This window comes from Kolteria novifilia (assembly GCA_007748055.1).
GTDB lineage: Bacteria > Planctomycetota > Planctomycetia > Kolteriales > Kolteriaceae > Kolteria > Kolteria novifilia.
Map to the genome: position 1 here is coordinate 2,720,927 of CP036279.1, position 22,296 is coordinate 2,743,222.

Annotated in this window: 14 protein-coding genes; 13 read left to right on the forward strand and 1 reads right to left on the reverse strand. The window is 60.7% G+C overall.

All coding sequences use genetic code 11. The features are described from left to right. Nucleotides 1-87: 87 nt before the first annotated feature. On the reverse strand, nt 88-735 hold the full coding sequence (locus Pan216_RS10170) for a cysteine peptidase family C39 domain-containing protein (protein ID WP_145257888.1): 648 nt from the start codon (nt 733-735) through the stop codon (nt 88-90). A gap of 372 nt (nt 736-1,107) precedes the next feature. On the opposite strand from Pan216_RS10170, the gene Pan216_RS10175 reads away from it, so the two are divergent. From Pan216_RS10175 to Pan216_RS10235, 13 genes are all read left to right on the forward strand, one after another. Beyond that, the gene (locus Pan216_RS10175; protein WP_419193481.1) at nt 1,108-3,723 is read left to right on the forward strand and encodes a type VI secretion system Vgr family protein; all 2,616 of its coding nucleotides are present in this window, start codon (nt 1,108-1,110) and stop codon (nt 3,721-3,723) included. Nucleotides 3,724-3,777: 54 nt separating this feature from the next. Next, complete coding sequence (locus Pan216_RS10180) at nt 3,778-4,410, forward strand: hypothetical protein (RefSeq protein ID WP_145257890.1); 633 nt, start codon at nt 3,778-3,780, stop codon at nt 4,408-4,410. A 61-nt stretch (nt 4,411-4,471) separates the two neighbouring features. Beyond that, nucleotides 4,472-5,230, forward strand: a complete 759-nt coding sequence (locus Pan216_RS10185; RefSeq protein ID WP_145257891.1) for a hypothetical protein — start codon at nt 4,472-4,474, stop codon at nt 5,228-5,230. A 99-nt stretch (nt 5,231-5,329) separates the two neighbouring features. Continuing rightward, complete coding sequence (locus tag Pan216_RS10190) at nt 5,330-8,011, forward strand: type VI secretion system Vgr family protein (RefSeq protein ID WP_419193482.1); 2,682 nt, start codon at nt 5,330-5,332, stop codon at nt 8,009-8,011. Between the two features lie 96 nt (nt 8,012-8,107). After that, a complete protein-coding gene (locus Pan216_RS10195; protein ID WP_145257893.1) occupies nt 8,108-10,813 on the forward strand; it encodes a type VI secretion system Vgr family protein in 2,706 nt (901 codons plus the stop codon). A 193-nt stretch (nt 10,814-11,006) separates the two neighbouring features. Beyond that, nucleotides 11,007-11,612 carry a hypothetical protein gene (locus tag Pan216_RS10200; RefSeq protein ID WP_145257894.1) on the forward strand — a complete coding sequence of 202 codons (606 nt, stop codon included), beginning with the start codon at nt 11,007-11,009 and terminating at the stop codon, nt 11,610-11,612. A gap of 54 nt (nt 11,613-11,666) precedes the next feature. Beyond that, on the forward strand, nt 11,667-12,392 hold the full coding sequence (locus Pan216_RS10205) for a hypothetical protein (protein ID WP_145257895.1): 726 nt from the start codon (nt 11,667-11,669) through the stop codon (nt 12,390-12,392). A gap of 59 nt (nt 12,393-12,451) precedes the next feature. Then, nucleotides 12,452-13,051: a DUF6931 family protein gene (locus Pan216_RS10210; RefSeq protein ID WP_145257896.1), complete on the forward strand. Its 600-nt coding sequence runs from the start codon at nt 12,452-12,454 to the stop codon at nt 13,049-13,051. Between the two features lie 125 nt (nt 13,052-13,176). Next, nucleotides 13,177-15,783 (forward strand): serine/threonine-protein kinase, encoded by a 2,607-nt coding sequence (locus Pan216_RS10215; RefSeq protein ID WP_145257897.1) that lies wholly within the window; start codon nt 13,177-13,179, stop codon nt 15,781-15,783. A 301-nt stretch (nt 15,784-16,084) separates the two neighbouring features. Further along, the gene (locus Pan216_RS10220) at nt 16,085-16,378 is read left to right on the forward strand and encodes a PAAR domain-containing protein (protein WP_145257898.1); all 294 of its coding nucleotides are present in this window, start codon (nt 16,085-16,087) and stop codon (nt 16,376-16,378) included. A gap of 266 nt (nt 16,379-16,644) precedes the next feature. Further along, nucleotides 16,645-19,662, forward strand: coding sequence for a tetratricopeptide repeat-containing glycosyltransferase family protein (locus Pan216_RS10225; protein WP_145257899.1), 3,018 nt, complete (start codon nt 16,645-16,647; stop codon nt 19,660-19,662). 393 nt (nt 19,663-20,055) lie between these two features. Further along, the gene (locus Pan216_RS10230) at nt 20,056-21,237 is read left to right on the forward strand and encodes an AlbA family DNA-binding domain-containing protein (protein ID WP_145257900.1); all 1,182 of its coding nucleotides are present in this window, start codon (nt 20,056-20,058) and stop codon (nt 21,235-21,237) included. A 135-nt stretch (nt 21,238-21,372) separates the two neighbouring features. Further along, entirely contained in the window at nt 21,373-21,996 is a 624-nt protein-coding gene (locus Pan216_RS10235; protein WP_145257901.1) for a hypothetical protein, read from the forward strand. Nucleotides 21,997-22,296: the final 300 nt, after the last annotated feature.

Genomic DNA, 22,296 nt, shown 5'->3' on the forward strand with positions numbered 1-22,296 from the left:
CACTCGCGGGCGGAGTTGCCGCGAATGGCTGGGGAAAATGGGAGCCGAATCGGTCTGGCTTGGATTGCTGTCGATGGCTTGCCGGTCTCATGTCGGCTCTGTCCGCTGGTTGTTGAGCAGCGTGGCGTCGCAATAGGGGCAGAAGACCCGGCGCCAATCGTCATGGCGTCGAGTCGCATCGCCCTCATCTTTCGCGAGCAACCTTCCGAGTGGCATCGCGACATCGGCTTCACATTTGCTGCACTTGGCGCTCGCGGTCGCCGGCGTTGCGTTGGCGGCCGCGACGGCTAGGACGACGAATCCGGCGATGTAGCGGTTGGGACTCCAGAGCTCCGCGAGACGCTGACGCGACATTTGTCGTCTGGGGCCGAAGTGAGGATCGTGTACCACGACGTCCCATTGGTTGATCTCCAGCGCGATCACGTAGTGCCCCACGTGATGGTGAAAGATGGGACGGATATTGAGGATCGGAACGACGGACTGCTCGAGGCAACGTTCGAGGAAAGTCAGGGAGTCGTCGGCTTGAGCGAGTAGCACCTCGCACTCCTGGCGCAGCGCGTCGCGAGCCATCAATTGAAAGCGGCCGAGTCGATCGTCCTCGGTGATATCCGGCCAGATGAGTTCCTGGGATCGGGCGATGCCAAGGTGGCGGTAGGCCATCTCGAGGGAGGCGGCGCCGCAGAACCGCGGGTCAGACTGCGGGATGAAGGGGACGGCGTCGGGTTGGTGATTCACGTCGTGTCCTCGGGTCGGCTCGCAGCCCGTCCATCGACTCGCTGCCGGCTACAAACGGCTCACGTTGACCAAACTCGGCGTCGAAAGATACGCGACGAATTTCCGGATTCGCCGTCGTTTCTTCCAAGTCTTCGCCGGCGTACTCGTCCACGCCTTGGCCTCGCTCATCGCCACGGAATGTTCAATCGAAGGGTTTCTCGGGGTGAGTCCGGTGATCCGCGTCGAATTTATCAAATCTTCGTGTCGATCCCTGTCAAATTACGTTGTTGATCGAGAGGAGGGGCTCATAATCACTTGGCCTAGACCAAAAGTAGGAGGATCGTCATCGCGAAGACGTCGCAACACGATCGGCTCATTTGCCTCAGAACCCCGTTGCCGGACTCCACTTTTCTTGTTCGGCGTCTTCATGGCACCGAACCGGTCAGTAACCTCTTTCGTTTCGAACTCGAACTCGTCACCAAGAAGGAGACCGAGGTCGCGTTCGATGCGGTGCTTGGCCAGTCGGCGACATTGGACCTCGACGTTGGCGGTCCATCGACGCGCCACGTCAACGGCATCATTTCCGAGTTCGCTCGCGTCGACATGGGCGTCAAGTGGACCTCGTACCGGGCGGTTATCGTTCCCAGGCTCTGGTTGCTGACGAAGGACCGCCGTAGCCGAGTCTTTCAACAGCTTTCCGTGGTCGACGTTGTCGAGCAAGTGCTCGGCGAAGCGAGCGTCGACGTCCGCGCCGAACTGTCCGATACGTACGTCGCCAAGAATTACTGCGTTCAGTATCGAGAGTCCACCTTCCGTTTTCTCCAACGCATCCTAGAAGAGCACGGCATCTTCTTCGGGTGGAAACACGAAAAGGATTCCCACCAACTCGTACTCTGGGACGACGTGAGTCGTGCCGCCAAGGTCGCGGGCGACTCGTGGACATTTCATCCGATCAAGGGGGGGATTGCCAAGAAGGGGACGATCCACACCTGGCGCGTCCATCAGCAGATCGCGGCGGGCAACTATAGCGTGCGAGACCTCGCCTTCCAACTAAGGGATCAGGTCGTCGGCGCCATCAATCCCTTGCTTGAGAACGCCGCGGTCGGCAACGAGCAGCACAAGCTACTCTCGGGAACGAACCGCGGAATCGAAGTCCGCGAGCACTCGCCCCAGTTCGCCCAGTGGTTCGACGACGTCGGGCCCAACGGCGATGACCAAAGCGACCAGATGGGGGCGATCTATGCCGAGGGGACTCGGGCCGCGAAACTGATGATGGAACGCCACGCCTCGGAGAGTTTGTGGATCGAGGGGACAAGCAATGTCCCGGTGCTCACCTCCGGGCACCTCTTGAAAACGAAGAAGGTTCCCGCCGGCGATGGATCGTTCCTGGTCACGTCGGTGCTCCACGAGGCGAACCAACCAATTGGTGTCGACGACGAGTCGGAGAGTTTCTGGTATCGCAATCAGTTCCGGTGCCGGCCCTCGACTCTTCCCTTTCGGCCCGCGCTCACGACGGCGAAGCCGAATGTGGGACCGGAAGCGGCGGTGGTGGAAGGCCCCCGGGAGGGCCATCCCCACATCGACAAGCACGGCCGCGTGCGGGTGCGATTCTCTTGGAGCGACGATCTCGAGGAGACCTCCTCGTGTTGGCTTCGCGTCGGGCATCCCTGGGCGGGCAAGAACCGCGGTCACGTCCACTTCCCACGAGTCGGCGACGAGGTGGTCGTCAACTTCTACCAGCACGATCCCGATCGTCCCTACGTCGATGGCTCGATGCACAACGCGACCAACACTCACCCGCGCGACGTGCCCGAGAACTCCCAGCAAACGGTATTTCGCTCCGGGGGACTTAGCGACAGCGCCGAGTACACCGGGATCGCGATGGACGATCAGGTCAGTCACCTGCAGATGTTCTCCTCGAGTGACATGAGCCAGTCGCTCGGGGGCGACTTCTACCACAATACTTCCGGCGCCCATCAAGCGAACATCGGCAGCTACCACGCGAAGTACGTCGGCTCGACGATCGCCAAAGAGGTCAATCCGGACAAGAGTCAGTCGCAGACGTCGCGGAGCAATCGCAAGTCGGCCACGAGTAGGAGCTCGGCGGAAGTCGTTCGCGGGAAGATCCGAGCAGCGGCGGCGAAGCAAGGTTTGAGTCAACATCTCTCGAGTGGGGCGAGCGGCGCCACGTCCAGTGGTCCCACGACGTCGAGTGGACGGGGGTCGGAAGGGGGGCCAGCCGACTGGCCCTCCGACGACGGGGACAGCGCCTTCGACGAGATTGCGACCGATTCGGAACTCATTTGGGGGATGAAGGAAGAAGGAGTCGTCGGATTCTGGGAGGAACTCACCGTCGGTATCCACAATGCGAATTTCTTCAACCCCATTGGGCTTTTCTACATCGGTTCGGGTGCCTCCGCGTCGGCCACCGCCGCCACGGAATTGGTCGATCCCTTCTCGGCGCTCTTCGCGGTACAGTGCCAGGGCAACTTGTCAAACGTGTTCGGGACGACCAACGCGTTGATCTACGGACCGGCGATCAAGACGATTCACGGGCCGCGGATCGACTTCAAGGCCGGATCGGGGGTGCTCTACAACACGAACAGCGCCTGCATCGCCGCCGCGGTCTTCGCGTTGCTCTATCTGGTGTTCACCATTCTTCAGCGGGTCGCCAACTACTGGATGGATCACAAGGATGGAGGAGACTATTCATCGTCCCGCTTCGACAAAGCGATGTGGCTCGAGGTAGGCCACATCGAGTGTCTCAACGTCTGCCAGCTATTGGAGACGACCGGCTACTTCGTGTACGACACCCAAGCGATGGCGGGATCATACGTCACGACGTTCACCGATGCCGTCGCGTCCCTCTTCGTCGCGACGGGAACGTACGCGGCCACGAAGTGGTCGGAATTGTTGGCGTGGGTGATCGCGAATCTCTGTTGGATCGTCGTCGCGCTCGTGATCGCGGTCTCCGCCATCGTCATTGTGTTGACGTACGAGTTCGCGTGAGGGGCTGAGGCAACTCGCTCGAATCTGGATTCAACGTGTTAGGGAGGCGAGAGGATGTCTTCGGAACTTGAGGGCATCGAGTTGGCCGAGTTGCCATTCGATACCGATTTCAGCGCGCCCTCGCGACGGATTGTCTCCGCGGGCTCGGTGACCATCGCGAGTTTGCCGGGAGTCGAACCAGTCGACATTCCACTGGTCTCGATCGAGGCGCCGGGTATTGAAGGACTGACCGGTGGGGGCGTGGAAATCTCCGCGAGTGAGTTCGTCACCCTCACCGCGGGTGCCGGCTGCGGGATTCAGCTCCTCGACGCCGCCGGCGAGCTGACGATCGAGTTTCCCGCCGACGGATTGCTCACGATTCAGTCGGATGACTTCAATCAGATGATCCTGATGGAAGCGGTGGGAATTCAAATCTTGACTCCCGAAACGATCACGATGACCACCGGGGAGTGCTACGTCGAGATCAACAACGAGACCGGGGTCGACATCGATTGCTTTGGGGTTTCCTTTCTTCTCATCGACGAAGCTGGCATTCAGCTTGGATGTTACTCATCGACCTTCGTCGCCACCGAGACCGCGATCGCGATGGCATCGACGACTGTTTCCATCAATGGCACGATCGAATTGACCGGGGAGACCTCCATCACCGGCGCGGCGACCATTACCGGTGGCCTGATCGTCGCATAGGAACGACGTCGGGAAGTCGCTTATGGAATCGATCCATTCATGAGAAAACAGAAAGCGTCCAATGCCCCAGTTACCAGCGATCAAGGAAATTCCGCCGCTTGACCCGCTGCCGGACTTGAGTTGTCTCACGGTGTTCAACGAGTCGTCGTTCGATGGCCTAAAGAACTTCATCCAAACGATGCGTCCCGATCTTCCTCCGGTGCTTCAGGGACAACTCGATTGGTGCTCGGCGCAACTCGAGCACATTCAAGGGGAACTCCCCGGAGCGATGACGAATCTCAAGGCGACGATTGAGGAGATGCACACCTCGCTCGGGCAGATGCGCGAGAAGATCAACGACTCCCCGAAGTTGATCGAGGAGGCCAAGAAGAAGAGAGAGTCGCTCATGAAGCGGGCCCGGGCCAAGATGTCCAAGCCCCAGCGAAGAGGCGAGGTCGTTGAGAACTGGCACGAGCCCGCACGCAGCGAGGTGATCGGTCACTTTCTCGGAAGGCACGTCGGGGAGTTGGCACTGGAGGCGGGACTCGACGACTTCCACGATTGGGCCATGGAATCGGGGATGGGAGACCTCTACGACTCGGCCCTTGTGGGGAGCGAGCCCAGTCAGCCGCGCAAGGGTCGCCCGAAATCGCAGCCGCGCAACTGGTCGGAGTACCTCAGAAATAGCGAACTTGGACCGGAGACGAATGCCTCCGTGACCGATACGCCCGAGGAGTCCCGGACACCGAACGAGGAGGCGAAGAATCCCGCTTCCTACGCTTCCTGGCACGATTGGCTGAACTCCACCGACCGCGCCCGAAGAAAACAGAATCCCTCCTGACTAGATTTCTTGTGGATCAAGTGCCCAGCCATCGTTTAAAGGGGAACGTACCCGAGGCATCGCGCCGAGTGGTGGAGAACAAACCGAGGCATCGAATTCGTGAGGAGCGATTCACTGAATCCGCGGTCACTGCGTCTGAATACGTCGCTCCCCGACGGTGTGCTCTCGGTCCGCCGGCTGCGCGGCCAAGAGGCCATTGGTGACCTCTACCGCTTCGAGATCGACTTGGTCGCGCGCCCGGAAACGTCAGTTTCCCCCGAGACCCTCCTCGGAAAGTCGGCCACCCTCGTCATCCAGCTCCCCGATCAGCCCGTGCGGCGCATCAACGGCATCATCGGCGAGTTCACCCAAGGCCAAACCGGCGAGCTCTACACCTCCTATCGAGCGGTGCTCGTTCCCAGATTCTGGCTGCTGACCAAGGACCGGCGAACGCGCGCGTTCCAGCAGATGTCGGTCACCGACATCGCCATCAAGGTCCTCCGCGATGCCGGCGTCGAGGTCGAGGTTCACGACCTCGGGACCTACGTCGCCCAGAACTTCTGCGTTCAGTACCGCGAATCGACCTTCAACTTCGTCCAACGCATCCTCCAAGAGAGCGGACTCTACTACAACTGGACGCACACCGAGGACGCGCATCGCCTCATCATCCTGGACAGGACGGAGAATACCTATGCCGTCGCCGGGCAGACCTGGCGCTTCCTTCCCATCGCCGGTGGGACGCGCGCGACGGGGACGATCTCCCGTTGGGAACTGCGTCAGGAACTGACGGCCGGCGAGTTCCAAGTGCGCGACTTGGCGTTTCAGTTGCGAGAGCAACTCGTCGACGCCGCCACGCCGCTGATCGAGAAGATCGAATGGGCTTCGACGACCCAAGCGTTACTCGGCGACGCGAACCGGAAGATCGCGATGGTCGAGCATGGTCCCGAGTTCGCCCAGTGGTTTGACGATGTCGGTCCCTCGGGGGAAGACTCGAGCGCGGACCTCGGGGATCTCTACGGCGAGGGGCAGAAGGTGGTTCGCCGCTTCATGGAACGCCACGTCGCTCAAGGCTTGGGGATCACCGGCGCCAGCGACATCGCCGCCATTGAGGCCGGGAAGGTGCTCAGCACCTCGAACACGCCCGGCGGGAGCGGCACCTTCTTGGTCCGCGAGGTGACGCACGAGGCCGTTCAGCCGGTCCCCTGGGCGACCGCGGGCGAGGACAGTGAGCCCTTCTCGTACCAGAACACCTTCGACGTGCTGCCCACGAGTTCTCCCTATCGCCCCGCGCTGACCGCGACGAAACCGAAGGCCGGTCCGGAACCTGCCGTCGTGGTCGGGCCGAGGGAAGGGCATCCTCACGTCGACAAGCACGGCCGGGTGCGCGTCGCGTTCTCCTGGAGCGACGACGAGCAGACCAATCTCTCTTGCTGGCTCCGCGTTGGGCACGCGTGGGCGGGCAAGCAGCGCGGGCACGTTCATCTGCCTCGGGTCGGCGACGAGGTGATCGTCAACTTCTACCAGCAAGACCCCGATCGCCCCTTCGTCGATCACTCGGTGCACAATGCGGAGAGTCTCCACCCGCGCGATCTGCCCGACAACAACCAGCAGTCGGTCTTTCGCTCCGCGGGGCTCAGTGACAGCTCCGACTTTACCGGCATCGCGATGGACGATCTGGCGAGCCATTTGCAGTTCTTTTCGTCCAACGACATGAGCCGGACACATGGGAGCAACTTCTACGAAAACGTCGGCGGGGGCAAGCAGAGCAACATTGCTGGCAATCGTTCGAGCTACCTCGGTCCGTCGATCTATAAGCCGATGGCCCCCAACGTCGGCAGTTCCAGCTCGTCGGGCAGCACCTCCTCGAAGGATAAGCTTGCCGCGCTGCACCAACGAATGATGGAGCAGGCTCGTTCCCAGAGCGTCTCGACGGGATCTTCGAGCAAGCGGGGATCCTCGGCGACCTCCGACGCGAACACGTCGGGCGACTCCGGTTCAGGTGGTGTTGGGGGCCCCGCCGCCTGGTCCGCGAGCGGCGATAGCACCTTTGACGAGATCAGCTCGGAGGGCGACTTGACGTTCGGGATCTTCGAGATGGGGGCCGTGGGCGTCAACGACACCCTGATTCTGGGTACGGTTAACTATCCGACGATCAATCCCATCGGTCTCTCCTTCATGTCGGGGATCGTTTCGGTGGAAGGTGCAGCCATCGCGGGGACGCTCTCCGGGATCTGGGGCAACTTGGCCGCGGTGGAAGTCATGGGGGTGCCCATCGCGACGCTTGGAGCCTACACGCGTGCGACCTACGGACCGACGTCGATCATTGGTCACGGTCCGAGCGTTTTCTCTTGTCCCGGGTCGGGCGCCGTCTACGAAGCCACCTCGGCGCTATCGGTGGCGACGGCAATCTTCGCTCTTCTGTCCTTCGCATTGGATATCCTAAAGAGGTTCTTCAACTACTGGATGGACCACAAGGACGGAGGGACCTACTCGGAATCACGCCTCGAGAAGGTCGTTCTGTTCCAGTTGGCCGTCATGGAGTGTCAGTCGATTTGGTTCCAGTTGGAGTTGCTCAACTACTATCTGCAAGATGCCACTCAGGAATTTGCCGTTCTCTCCACCACCTTGCTAGGCTGGATCTCGACGCTCTTTACGTTTCCCGCGTTGAGTTGGGCGATTGTGGAAACCCAATTCGCGGCGTTCTTCACGGCTGGCTTCACCAGGGTCATCATTGTCCTGATCAAATCATTGATCTTTTTGGGGATCATCATCGGGATCCTCTTTGCGACGGGTACGATCTAGTGGTCGATGACCGTCGCATGCCGATGAGCAGCCGAGAGACGAAGGGCATGGTGCCACCATGTCGACATTGAGCCCTTGCAGGGGACTTGCGATCCGATGAGTTCTTTTTCCCAAGCCGAACGCCCCTTGCGGCTGAAGACGTCGCTGGCGGATGACGCCCTGATGATTCACCGGTTGCGCGGTCGCGAGGCGGTGGGAGATCTCTATCGCTTTGAACTCGATCTGGTCGCCGCCAATGAGACCGAGATCCCGTTCGATCGCCTGCTTGGCCATTCGGCGACGATCACGATTGACATTCCCGGCCAGTCCAAACGGCATGTCAACGGCATCATCGCGGAGTTCCAACGGGGGCATACGGGCCCCTCGCTCACATCGTATCGTGCGGTCCTGGTTCCCAAGTTGTGGCTACTGACCAAGGACTTTCGCAGCCGTGTCTTTCAGCGGAAGACCGCCGTCGAGATCGCGCTGAAACTGATGCGCGACGCCGGCATCGACGCGGAAGCGCATTCCCTCGGCTCGCTCACGAGCCAGAACTACAGCGTTCAGTACCGCGAATCGACGTTCAACTTCATCCAGCGCATCCTCCAGGAGTGCGGCCTCTTCTACAACTGGCGACATTCCAAGGATTCGCACCGCTTGGTGATCCTCGACAGTCTCGAGAACACGCACTCGGTCGATGGCGGGGCCTGGGCGTTTCATCCGATCACCGGTGGTGCGCGCCGCACCGGGGTCATCCGGTCCTGGGAAGTGCATCAGGAATTGACGCCGGGAAGCTTCAGCGTGCGCGATCGTGCGTTCCAGCTTCGTGACCAGCTCGTTAGCTCGATGGCTCCGATCCTCGAAAAGGTTGAACTCGGGACTCAGTCAAAGACGCTCTTGACCGAATCGAACAAGAAGGTGGAGGTTAGCGAACATGGTCCGGAGTTCGCGCAGTGGTTCGACGACGTCGGGCCCCAGGGCGAGGAGCAGAGCGGCGACCTGAATTCAATCTATTCGGAGAGTCAGCGGGTCGTCCGAATCTTGATGGAACGCCACGCCGCCGACAGTATCTGGGTGCGGGGATCGAGCGATATCGGCGCGTTTACCGCGGGAAAGCTCGTCGAGGCCAAGTCAACGCCCGGTGGAGAAGGGACGTTCCTCTTTCGGGACGTCGAACATCTTGCCACTCAACCGCTGCCGACGTCCAGTGGCGAGGAAGCATTCTCCTACGTGAATCAGTTCCGCGCCCAGCCGACCACGCTCCCGTATCGTCCGAAGTTGACTTACGAGAAACCATTGGCGGGACCGGAACCGGCCACGGTAGTCGGGCCGCGCGAAGGGCATCCGCACGTCGACAAGCACGGCCGGGTTCGGGTTTGCTTCTCCTGGAGCGACGATGAGTCGGAGAACCAATCGTGCTGGATGCGGGTCGGTCATGCCTGGGCGGGCAACCGGCGGGGACACGTTCATTTGCCGCGCGCCGGCGACGAGGTGGTGGTCAACTTTTACCAGCAGGACCCCGATCGGCCCTACGTCGATCACTCGATGCACAACGCCAAAAATCTTCACCCGCGCGATCTGCCCGACAACAACAGCCAGTCGGTCTTTCGGTCGTCCGGTCTCGGGGATAGCGCCGAGTCGACAAGCATCATGATGGATGACTCGACCAGTCATCTGCACATGTTCTCGTCGAATGACATGAGTCAGACACTCGGCAGGAACTTCTATCACAACACCGGTGGCGCCCATCAGTCCAACATCAGCAGCTTTCGCTCCAAGTACGTCGGATCCGAGATTGCCAAGGAGGTCAATCCCAGTAGTACCGAGTCGAGCACGAGTGACAGCGCTGACTCCGATTCTTCCGGGCAGACCAGCTACCAGAAGGCCCACGCGAAGATCATGGAGGAAGCTCACAAGAGAGGGCTCGGTCATCACCTGAGTGGTTCATCCCGTTCCACGGACGCCGGGGGGACACGTGGTTCGACCGACAGCGGCACAACGAGCGGCACGGGGGCGATGGGAGATGGCTCGTGGTCCGATGGCGTCTACGAGCCAGGGGACGACACCTTCGGCGAGATCGCGACCGACAGCGAGCTGACGTGGGGGATCGCCCAGTCGGGCGTCGTCGGCGTCTTCGATTCGCTGACGATCGGGATCGGGGAGTTCGTGACGTTCAATCCGATCGGACTTTCGTTCATGTTCGCCTCGGACTTGTCGGTGGCCGCCGAAACCACGTCCGCGCTGACGGGGTGGGGAGCGCTCTTGGCGCCACAAGTACAGGGGACGCTCTACAACACGTTCGGAGCGTTTACCGCGGGGACATATGGGCCCCAAACACTGGTCAGTCATGGTCCGATGATCATGTACAACGGTGGTTCGGGGCTGCTCTTCAACAAATCCGCCACCTCGATCGCGGCGTGCATCTTCGCGTTGTTGTTCCTCGTGGTGTCGATTTTCCAACGCTACGTGAACTATTGGGTCGACCACAAATCAACCCTCGACATCTCCAAGAGTTGGCAGATCGTCATCTTCGAGTTGCTGACCCTCGTGATTCAATCAACGTGGTATCAGTTGGAGACCATCACCTATTTCATCAGTGAGAACGCCAACTTCGCGGGGTCGATCATCGTCGGGATCGCCAACGCGGTCGCGACGTTGTTCACCACGACGGGAACGTTCGTCGCCACCAAGTTCGCCGCGTTCGTTGCGTGGTGTTCGACCTACGAGGCGATGTGTCTGTTATGGGTGATCATTGGGGTCATCTTCATCGATTCGTTGATCGTCATCCTGTACGAGGGACTCAAGGGCGATGGGGATGCCTAGTGTCCTGATGGGTTCATTCACTGACGAAGAGGCTCTTGGGTGCCGTGCCCACGCTCGTCGTGGCCCTGACGCCCGGAAGCAAGAAGGGGAGCCTGGCTCGAGCAACGGTCTCTCAGCGACGTTGCCGATCGGGACGCTGACGTCGTGGCGCGGAGTCGCATGTCAAAAATCCAACTTCAACGAGGGCTAACCCATGGCATCAGAGATTGAAGCGATTGAGATGGCGGAGTTGCCCTACGGGGCCGATTTCAGTGCGCCGTCGCGACGGATTGTCTCGGCTGGCTCGGTGACGATCGCCAGCCTTCCCGGAGTCACCCCGCTCGACTCCCCGATCATTTCCCTGCAAGCGCCCGGCATCGAAGGGCTCACCGGCGGGGGAATCGAGGCCTCCGCGAGCGAGTACATCTCGCTCGTCGCCGGGGAAGGCTGCGGGATCCAGTTGCTCGACGCCGCCGACGCCACCGGGGAGGTGACCATCGAGTTCCCGTCGGACGGACTGCTCACGATCCAGTCGCAGGACTTCAACCAGATGATCCTGATGGAGGCCGCGGGCATTCAAGTGCTCACCCCCGAAACGATCACGATGACGACCGGTGACGCGACGATCGAACTCGACAGCGTCACGGGGTTCGAAGTCGATTGTTTCGGCATCTCGAACCTGTTGTTGGATGAGGCGGGGGCCCAACTCGAGTGCAGTTCCTCGTACGTCCTGGTGAGCGAAGTACTCATCACGATGGAGTCGAGCACCGTCGATATCATCGGGGAGACGACCATCACCGGGGGGCTTATCGTCGCGTAGGACGGCAGGCACCAGCGAACCCAGAGACGACGCGCGAGTAGGAAGACCTCACCAATGGCCCAGATGCCCGAATTCAAGGAACTGCCGCCGGTTCCCCCGCTCCCGGACCTGAGTCCCATCAGCAACTTTGACGGGAAAGCTCTCGACGGTCTGAAGGGGATCATCGAGAAGATGTATCCCGATATGCCGCCGGCGATGCAACAACAGCTTGATTGGTGCGGCGCCCAACTCGATCACATTCAATCGAAACTGCCGGAGACCATGAAGGGGGTGGTCGAGGAGATCACCGAATCGCACGGCCGGCTCGTCGCGGCCACCGAGCAGATCAACAACATGCCCGAGGAGATCGAAAAGGCCAGGAAGAAGAAAATAGACCTGATGAAAGCGGCCCGCGCCAAGATGGGCATCCGAAGAAACGCGGGCCAGGTGGACGATTGGCACGGTCGCGTCCGCGAGGAGGTTCTCGATCACTATCTCGGCGAGCCGAAGTCGCCCGAAGGAGCGGAACGGAGTCACGACGAATTCCAGGATTGGGTCATGACCTCGAAGGTGAGGGATCTGTACGAATCGGTCCTGGCCAGCCAAGGACCGTCGAGCAAGCCGAAGGCGCCGAACCAAGGGAGCAATTGGCAGGACTTCCTGGCGGCCAGCGACACGCCCGTCGGAGCCCAGGCGCCCAAACCGTCCGGTCCGCCCTCCGACAGGGGAACCGGTTCTTACATGTCCTGGGTCGACTGGTTGGGCGTTCAGAGCAAGTCGGACGGCAGTGGTGGAGATTGATCAACGAGACGACGGAGCAGGGGAGGCCTGCCCCGCAAACGAGATTGGTGAGGGGTTTGATGTCAACTGCTAGCGCCGACGAGATGCGAGCCAAGGAGGTGTGCCAGGGCATCCCATTGCCCCGGAACTTCCGAACGGACGAACTACTCGAATTGCCGGTCGACGACTTCTTGGCGAAGTTGATCGAGGCTGGCGAGTACGTGATCGCCATCCGGATCATCGCACGGATCTTGCCGAGCCGCGATGCCATATGGTGGGGAATGCTGTGTGCCTGGAAGCATGCCGAGGGACAGTTCGTACGCGAGGACGAAGCACTCTTGGGGAGCATCTTCTATTGGGTGCGCGATCCCACCGAGAAGAATCAGAAGATGGTCCGCTCATTGCTGAAGCCGCGACAGCGCGAGAAGACGGTCGTGACGCATCTCGCTCGCGCGGTGGGCAAGGCGGGGTTCGCTCCCGGTCCGGACAAGCCTCTCAAAGGCAACCCGGCCATGACGGCCCAGTCGGTCGCCGATGCCATCTTTTTGGCGATCGCCTCAGGCGATAAGGGAAAACGGCGCGACGACTCCCTCAGCGTCACGACGGTCGGCCTGGAAGTCCGCGCCCGACCCGGCGAGTGGGTTCTCGAGGACGACGACAAAAAGGAGCCAGTGTCCTGATTGGTTGATTCATCGACTAAAAGAGTCTTGGGTGCCATGCCCACGCTGGCCGTGGGCACGCGGAAAACGCCTTCGGGGGCCATGGACGATGGGAGAATGGGCCCTCGCGGAAGCGGATAGGGTGAATGTTTGAGCTTGTTTGGTTGACCGACCGCTATCTGCTCTCGTCCCTCGCGGGAGGGGCGAAGGCCGCGCTACGCCTGATCGAGCCTGTTTCCTCCGTGAGCGTGCCGCCCAAGCTGCATGCGATCGATCTGATGTCCGAGACCGACGCGGACGAAAAGCTCGCCGAACTGCATCCCGAGTACCTCGCCGCCAAGCTGCCCATCGTCGACTTTCTCAAGGTTCGTCTGGCGCCGACGTTCGCGCAGTGGCGAGGTGCGAACCAAGTCGGAGCGTACCTCGCCGACGATGGCTGGCTCGAGCAGTCGGAGGACTCCGCCAAGATGGCGGAGCGATTTTTGACCTCCTTGTTGCTATTGAACTCCAGGATCGAGGTCGGCGATCTCGCGGTCAGTCTAAGTCAGATCGGACGCAAGCCGGAGATCACGACCCTCCTGGACGCGCTCTTGCGACGCGGGTCGATGAACCTGGGCGATCCGCTTCACTGCTGCCTGAAGGTGCAACGCCAGGCGCAAGCCGATGGAGGCGATTTCTCCGAGATCCTCGCGCGTCTTGCCGAGCAGGCCCTGCGTGAAGTGACGCCGATGGCGACCGTGGAAGAAGTCGCGATGTATCTTCGCGGCAAGGACCCCAGCGTCACCTCCGACCAGAACCTCCTGCGATCGATCACGCAACTGCGTTTGCAAACGCTTCACGCCGAAGGGGGACTCGGCCAAGTTTGGGTCGGTCACGACATCGGGTTGGAACGCGACGTGGCGGTCAAGCTGATCAAGCCCGAGTTCGAGGCCATGGACGAGCCGCGCCGACGCTTCGAACGGGAGATGCGCATCACCTCCCAGCTTCAGCACCCGACGATCATCCCGCTCTACAACGCCGGCTTTCCCGCCCGCTCGAAGGTTCCTTTCTACTCGATGCTCTTCGTGCAGGGCCAGACCCTTCGCGAGATGATCTCCAGCGATGGATCGACCGTCCTTGGCACGTCGTCGGCGACCGACTTGAATCAGTGGCTCGAGGTCTTCCTCAAGATCTCCGAGGGCATCGAATACGCCCACTCCAAGGGCATCATTCATCGCGATCTCAAACCGGACAACATCCTCGTCGGGGGATATGGGGGGGTCTACGTCCTCGACTGGGGCTTGGCCAAGGGCCTCGACTCGGACGATGACGCGAGCGCCAGCGACATCACGCTCGCCGCCGATGACCACCAAACCCACGCCGGCCGGATTCTGGGAAGCCCGCTCTACATGTCATCCGAACAGGCGATGGGACGCCAGGATTTATTCTCGGTCCAGACCGACGTCTATGGCCTCGGAGCGATCCTCTTCGAGATGCTGACCGGTCTGCCGCCGCACCAGGACCTCGTCGTCAATAAGAGAGCGTTGCTCTACCAGCGGATCGCCGGTCGCAGCGCGCCGAGTCCCCGCGACATCGACCCCAACGTTCCGCGAGGGCTCGACGCGATCTGTACCAAGGCGATGGCGCGGGAGCAAGCCGATCGCTACGCCTCGGCCGCGGAGATGGCCGCGGACGTGCGGCGCTGGATCGCCGGCGAGACCGTCGAGGCGTACAAAGCTCCCACCTCCCAACGCTTCGCCAGCTTTATCCATCGCCACCTGTTTGTCAGCACCGTCGTCAGCGCCCTGTTGCTACCTGTCATCCTTTCCGGGATCGCGCTGCTCGTCGTCGCCTACGGAGGGGTTCGCCCCTCCATCGGCATCGAGGAGATGGAATCGAAAGTGCTCGGCAGTGGCTTCCGCCGCGCCACGAACATCTTCGACAACCGCGTTGAACGCGAGCTAACCGAGTTGGTGTCGTTGCCGATCGTCGCCGACCTCTTCCACGCCGTCGCCGACGACGACAAGGAGTTGATCGCGACGAAGCGCGCGGCGCTCGAGACGTATCTGGATAGCTTCCTGCGAGGCCGCCCCGTCGTCAGGACGGTCACGTTTCACCGCTTCACGGGCGATCGGTTCGAGGCGGTCGCCAGCGCGTCGGAGGTCGGCGAGCATCCCTTGCCGATCTCCCCGGATCTCCAACAGTGGATGATCGACCTCTTTCGCCAGCGCAAGGGGCCGCTCGAGGAATTCTCCGGCGAGACGGCGTACCGCGATCTGCCGGCCCCCGGCAGTCCCGCCGGCACGATGTTGCTCGCGGTCAGACCGATCGTGCTGATGGAGAAAGTGGTCGGAGCCCTTTCCGTCCAACTGAATCTCGTCAACTTCTTCGACTTGATGTCGGATCCGGCCAGCGGGCTGCTCAACTTGACCTTCGCCAATTCCGAGGGCCAGATCGTCTTTCCGGTCGAAGGGCAACGGCACACGCAACTTTCCGCCGACGATCGGCTACGGATCGCTCAGTTCATCGCGAACGAGGAGGGACCGGAGACGATGGAGATCAACGTGGTCAATCAAGTCGTTCACGTGACCCGACTGAAGGTGGAACCCAACTTCGTCTACGCGGCGATTTCGACCTGGAACTACGGCGATTTGCTCGAGAGTTTGGAGATCGAAGCGGCTCTCCTATTCGCGGTTGTGGCCGTTTTAGTCGTATTATTAGCGCTGGTAGGTGTTTTCGTCTTCCGCGCCCTGGCGCGGCAAGCACGCGCCTAGCAGTCCGGATTGGTTCACTTATTGCCCAAGAGACTCTTGGGTGCCATGCCCACGCTCGCCGTGGGCAAGCGGAAAACGCCTGTCTCTCGGCTAGCTGCCCGTTGATCTATGCGGGCCAACGCGAGAACGAGCCATGTTGGCCAAGATCAAGGAGAAGAAACGGAGACGAATCGGTAGATTCGTCGAGTTTCGTTGACGCCGAGATTGGAGAAAAGGGCCGTTCGTAGTCGGCGTCGAATAGATCAACGGGCTGTTGGCCGTCCGTTGATCGAAGCGAGCCAAGGATACAGGAGATGAAGCGATGAGTTCTCTTGCGGTCACACTCGGTGGATTGGACAGTGGCGCCAATGTGATCACGGGACCGTGCGCCGAAACGGTTCTCTTGGATGGCCTCTTTGCGTCGGTGGAGACCGATATCGTTTCCGGGGCGACCCTCGAAGGGGTGGTCGCCGAGGGAAGCGTGACGGTCCTCTTCGGCGGGCTGCCAGCCACCTACGTCGGCAGTCTCGTCTCGGGGGTTAGTGTCGAAACCGGGGTCGCGATGGAGACCGCCATCGTCGGGCCAGGGGTCGCCACCGTCATCATCCCGATGTAGGTCCCGTCCGGGAAACGGTGGGCTCGGACATCACGTTGTCCGACAACGGGCTCGGACATCACGTTGTCCGACAACGGGCTCGGACATCACGTTGTCCGACAACGGGCTCGGACATCACGTTGTCCGACAACGGGCTCGGACATCACTTGGCGCGCGTCCTGGAAAGTCGAACGCCACTTCTTTAGGAAACTTCCGTCGACCCAACGGGACGGGCAGACGAAGGACTCCGTCGCCGCTTCCCGTACTCTCTCGTTTCGAGGATCATCATGGCCGCTCAGCAGTTCCCGGAAACGCCCAGCCAAGGGGCCTCCCACCTTCGCGCGCTGACGGAGCATCCCGAGTTCGGCGATGGGCCGACGATCGAGCGATTGACCATCGAGCGACTCTTGGCGATCGCCCAACGGCTGACGCCCGAGATTCCCGCCCTCCAGGCTTGGCTCGGCGCCGCGGAGTCCCGCGACCCCCTCGAGTTGCGTCGCCTGCTCGGCGATCCCGTGGTCAGGCTTTCCCTGCTCGGCGCCAACTTTCGCGTGAAGATCAAGAAGTTCCAGCAGGGCGATGAGACGCCGCCGATCGTCGAGCTTGTCTCCGCCATGATCGCCGAGGGACGGACCGAGTCAGTCTTTGAACGGCTCGCCGAGCGGACCGATCGTCTCGCCGATAAAGAGTGGGGACCGGCACTCTGGTACCAGACCCCTCGCTCGAACGAATGGACCAAACAGTTCGAGCGTCACGTCGGCCGAACCTTTTCGGCGCCGACGCTCACGCCGGTGTCGCCCTCCGCGAAGTTGGTCGACGCGCTGGACGAAGCCTGCCGGCTACTCATGCGACTCGTTCCCGCCGAGACCAAGAGCCTGCTTCGGCACGTCTACCTCGTCGGAACCCTGGAGCATGCCTCCTGGATGGCCGCGGCGGACAAGCCGGTCGACCAGTCGGCGCTCGGCTACGTGAGTCACTGGTTTCCCGGGGGATACTTCGTCTTTTCCCAAGTCGAAATGATCAACCCTTGGATTCGGGCCGCGTTTCTCCTGGAACAAGCCGCGCAGAACAAGCTGAGCGATCTCATCTTCGTCAAGGAACTGCTCGCGCCGCAGTCGCTGGTTCGTCCCAAGGGAAAGATCGAGATTCCCTGGCGGCCCGGCAAGCAGGGCGTCCTCGCGCTGCCGATCGCCCAAGTCTTCGCGGTGGCGTACAAGCAAGCGGTCGTCGGACTCTTTTTCGATGCGGTCTCTTCCTCCTGGCGGCCGCTCGAGGAAGAGTTTGGCGCTCCTCCCGCCGAGTCGATCCGTCTCGGAAAGCGGGCACTCGACCAATCGGTGTACCTACTCGAAGAGTTGCTCTTTCGGGGTGGGGATGAGCTGAAGGAACAAGGAAGGCAATTCACCTCGTGGCTTCTGTCGCTGATCGGACCGGCGCGTGGCGCGACCCTGCCGCCGAAGACCGGGATCCTGCTCGATTCGTTTCGCGACGAGACCGATGGGACGTTGAAGATTCTCCAGCGACTTCCCGAACGCTTCGGCAACCGAACCGAACTGATCGAGTTGGGAACGGCCTACCTCGACAAGGAGGTCCGTCTCGCCCAAGCCACCGGATGCGGCGACCTCAGCGACGAGCTGCCCGACCGGATCGACGATTGGTCGAAGGTCGTTGATGGGATCGGCCATATTCGGTCGGCGATTCAGCGACGCCTCGACGATCTCGCGTTGGATGCCGTCAAGGGCGAAACCAACGATGTCGCGTCCCTGGAGTCGTTGCTCCTTGGCGTCGTCTCCGAGGGACGCAAGAACGGTGTCGAGTTGGGTGAGAAGCTCCGGACGCTCGAGAAGAAGCTGTCCAGTTCGTTCCCCGGGATGGAGATGTTCGAGGGAATGCAAGCGGGGGAGGGCGAGGCGCCCAAGCTCGATCCCTCCACCATGGAGGAGAACCTGGCTCAGACCTTCATGGCGACCGGACAAGCGGCGATGGCGGTCCCGATCTATCAGCGAATGCTCGCGAAGAACGCGCGCAATCCTGACCCCTATGCCAACTTGGGGGCTGCGTTGCACTACGCCGGCCAAACCGACGAAGCGATCGCCTGCCTCGAACGCGGATGTCAGCTCTTCCCGAAACACGCGCCGCTGCTGCACAACTTGGGCGCGGTCAAGATCGCGCTCGGGGTGCTTGACCAAGGGGTCGGGCTCGTCGAACGTGCCCTTGAGGAGCAGCCCGATTTCGCCGAGGCTCTCAACACCTTGGGCGCCGCGCGTCAAAAACAATCGCGCCATGTCGACGCGAAGAAGACCTTCGAAAGAGCGCTCGGTGTTCGCTCCGACTACGCCGAGGCGAAACTCAACCTCTCCCTGACGCAACTCACCCTTGGGGAGTGGGACGAGGGTTGGAAGAACTACGAAGCCCGATGGCAGCTCACCCCCATGAAGAAATTGGACAAGCCCGCGTGGGAAGGGGACTCGCTCGAAGGCAAGACAATCCTGCTGCACGCCGAACGCGGTCTCGGGGACACGCTGCAGTTCATTCGCTACGCCGAGGGACTGGAGGAGTTGGGAGCGAGCGTCGTGCTCGAAGCCCAACCCGCGCTTGTCCCCTTGCTTTCCCGCTGCGACGCGATCGAGACGGTCATCGCCGAGGGGGACGATCGTCCCGACTTCGACGTTCACCTGCCGCTGCTGTCGCTTCCGCGCGTGCTTCATACCCGTTCCGACAACGTTCCCTATGCCGGACCGTACCTTGCGCCCGACCCCCAGTTGCAACTGGAGTGGGGGGAACGGTTGCGGTCGGGCGACGACGTGCTCGTGGGGATCGCATGGCAGGGGAACGTCGAGTACCTCGAGGACCGCGAACGCTCGATCCCGCTCGACCGCTTTGCACCGCTGATGGAAATCGACGGCGTTCGCTTTGTCAGTCTGCAAAAGGGGGAGGGGAGCGAGCAGCTCAAGACCTTCGGCCGCGCCGATCGTGTCGAGGATCTGGGCGGCGAGATCGATGAGTCAAGCGGCTCGTTCATGGACACCGCCGCGATCATGACGCACCTCGATCTCCTAATCACGTCCGACTCGGCGCTCGCCCACCTGGCCGGCGGCCTCGGGGTCAACGTTTGGGTCGCGTTGCCGATGCCGACCGATTGGCGTTTCGGCATCGAGGGAGACTCCTGCGCTTGGTATCCCACGATGCGTCTCTTCCGTCAGCCTCGCCCCGGCGCCTGGGAGGAGGTCTTCAAGCAGATCGGTTCGGAGCTCGACCGCCAAGTCCACGATCACTCCCTCAGGAGCCTCTCGGAGTCCTCGTAGGGACAGAGAGCGTCGCATTGACACTCTTTCGTAGGGCAGGCCATTTGCCTGCCGCACTCTTCTTCTCTTCCAGGCTACCCCCGGTTGCTCCGCTACCGGGGCGTGCGTCGCACGCCAGAAGTCTCGTGTAGGCGTCCGTCGCAGGCAGGACGATCGAAGGGCGGCTCGCTATGGCCATGCTCGTGTCAGCAGATATTGTTCGATGAGGATGAGAAGTATTCACAGATGCAGTACACAAAGTTCGAAGTCAATGACCGACGTTTCATGCATTCAGACTCGCAGTGCTGGCGGATGGTGACGGCATGTCATCGGGGTCTTGTTCGTTCCATGGCGCGTCGTTATTGTCACATCTGCAAAGGATTGGATTGACTCTGAAGTAACAAGGGTAGGTCTATGCTCTCCGACAAACGGCTCGACGACATCACCGCATCGGACATCCAGGGACTCATCGACAACGAGGTGCCGGAAGGGCCAACGCTCGAGTACAAGCAAGCATTGGAGTTGGACACAAGGGATCAACGAAAGGAGTTCGCTGCCGATGTTTCGTCGTTCGCGAACGCGCGGGGCGGGGACATCATCTTTGGGATCGTGGAGAAGCAAGAGAACGGGAAGAATACGGGTTTGGCAGACTCGGTGGTGGGTCTCCCCGACATCAACGTTGACCAAGAACTTCTACGCATCCAACAGATCCTTCGACATACCATCGAGCCACGCGTGCCAATCGCAGAACCTCGATTCGTCGACGGGTTTGCCTCGGGGGCCGTTCTTGTCATCCGTGTCGGTAAGAGCTGGATAGGTCCACACAGAGTCATAGCGAGCTCGAAATTCCATTTGAGGACATCTAGCGGAAAGTGCGAACTAGACGTTGTCGAGCTTCGGTCCGCGTTCACTCGATCGGCCGACTTGGCTGAGCGTATTCGTCGGTTTCGCGATGACCGGTTGGCGAGGATCATTGCAGGCGAGACGCATGTAGCTGAGTGCGGCGATCCCTCAGTTGTCCTCCATATCGTTCCGATCTCGACTTTTTCTGACACCACGAGCGTTGACATTAAGCGATTCATCAGCTCGCGGCCTATTCCCCCTTCACTTGGAAGCGTTGCCAGCAAGCGCCGTCCAAATCTTGATGGATTCCTTCTGACTACGGGGGCTTCCGATTTGGAGGCCAACTATTCCCAGATATTTCGAGATGGATGCATCGAAATGGTCGATGTGAACGATATTGCTGGGCACGACAGAATGATCGATTCTGGACGGATGGAAAAGTCAGTTCTGGATGCGGTTGAGGCGTCAGAGAGAATGCTGAGCGAAATCGGGATAGACCCACCGCTTGTTTTGCTCCTCTCGTTCCTCAACGTGAAGGGATTCAACATGACGGTAAGCGCTGCCTTCAGTCGAGGTGCTTCGCCAGGAATTGACCGAGACTTTCTCTTGCTTCCGGATGTGATCATTGAGGAGTCGTCGCAGAACTTGGATCACATCCTGCGACCTGTCTTTGATGCACTCTGGCAAGCCACAGGTCGCAACCAAAGCCTGAACTACGACGAGGAAGGGAACTGGCGACGTCACGATCAGTGACGACACTGGCAACATTTCGTCTGTCACGAGGAGTGACCCAGCGATTTGGTCGGGGAGAGATACGACTTGGCTGCACGAACTGTCTGGCGTGACATGGGGCGATCTTGTCGTTGTGCATATGAGGTGTGCACGAAATTGCTGAAGGCGTACGACGATCGGTTGTTTGGTGTTCTTGACGTTGCGACGAGCAAGGAGTACGGCCGAGAAGTGCAAAAACGCGAGGCGTTCAAGCTCAATGCTGATGGAGAAGAATACGAGTGGGTCTACGACTACGGACTCAACGCCTACTCCAGACAAGTCGAAAGATTCGACAGGCTGGATGACAAGGCGAACAGCATGCTCCAATCGCTTGGGCTCGGTTCCTTGCTGACCACGGTTGCGGGAGGGGTAGCAGCTGCGCAACTGTCGGTTTCCGCTGGAGCGGCATTCCTCGTTCCCATCTGTGCGCTCGTTCTCGGAATCCGAAGCACTATTCGCTCACTTGAGCCAAGGAACACCCCTTACCTCCCCGACGTCCTGGAAGCGAAGCGGTATGTTGAGGAAGATGATCGAAAGGATGCCCCGAGAGCCCACCTCGTGTTCGAGTTGCACTTGCTGTGCGTGGGAACGGCCCTCGCATCCGAGGAGAAAGCGAAGCTTCTGAAACGCGCCACAAGATGGTACTTCGTGGCGGTGGTATCGCTAATCATTCCTTTGCTGGTCACGCTCTACGTGCTCTGGGCAAAAGAATCTTCCGTCAATCCGCTTCCTTCGAAATGAATTCTTGTAGCGTACTGAACGCCCTTCGCTCTCCCGGCAAAGAGCCCGAACGTTGTCCCCAATTTGGGACAGCAGGTTGTGATTGAGCTGGAGGTTCTGGAGGCGGATTCTTTGGTTCTTTCGGCTTTTCGGCCATCGGTTGCTTCCCTTCCATCTAGTGTGCCCGTCCCTGGTGTCTGAGAGTCTACATCGATCGAGGTCGAGATATCAAGGGGAGGCACTCACGCCGATTGTCGGGTCTCGTTCCCTGTGAATGTTCGTCGCGGTGCATGTATGTTGGAATGGCGGAAGAGGAGAGTA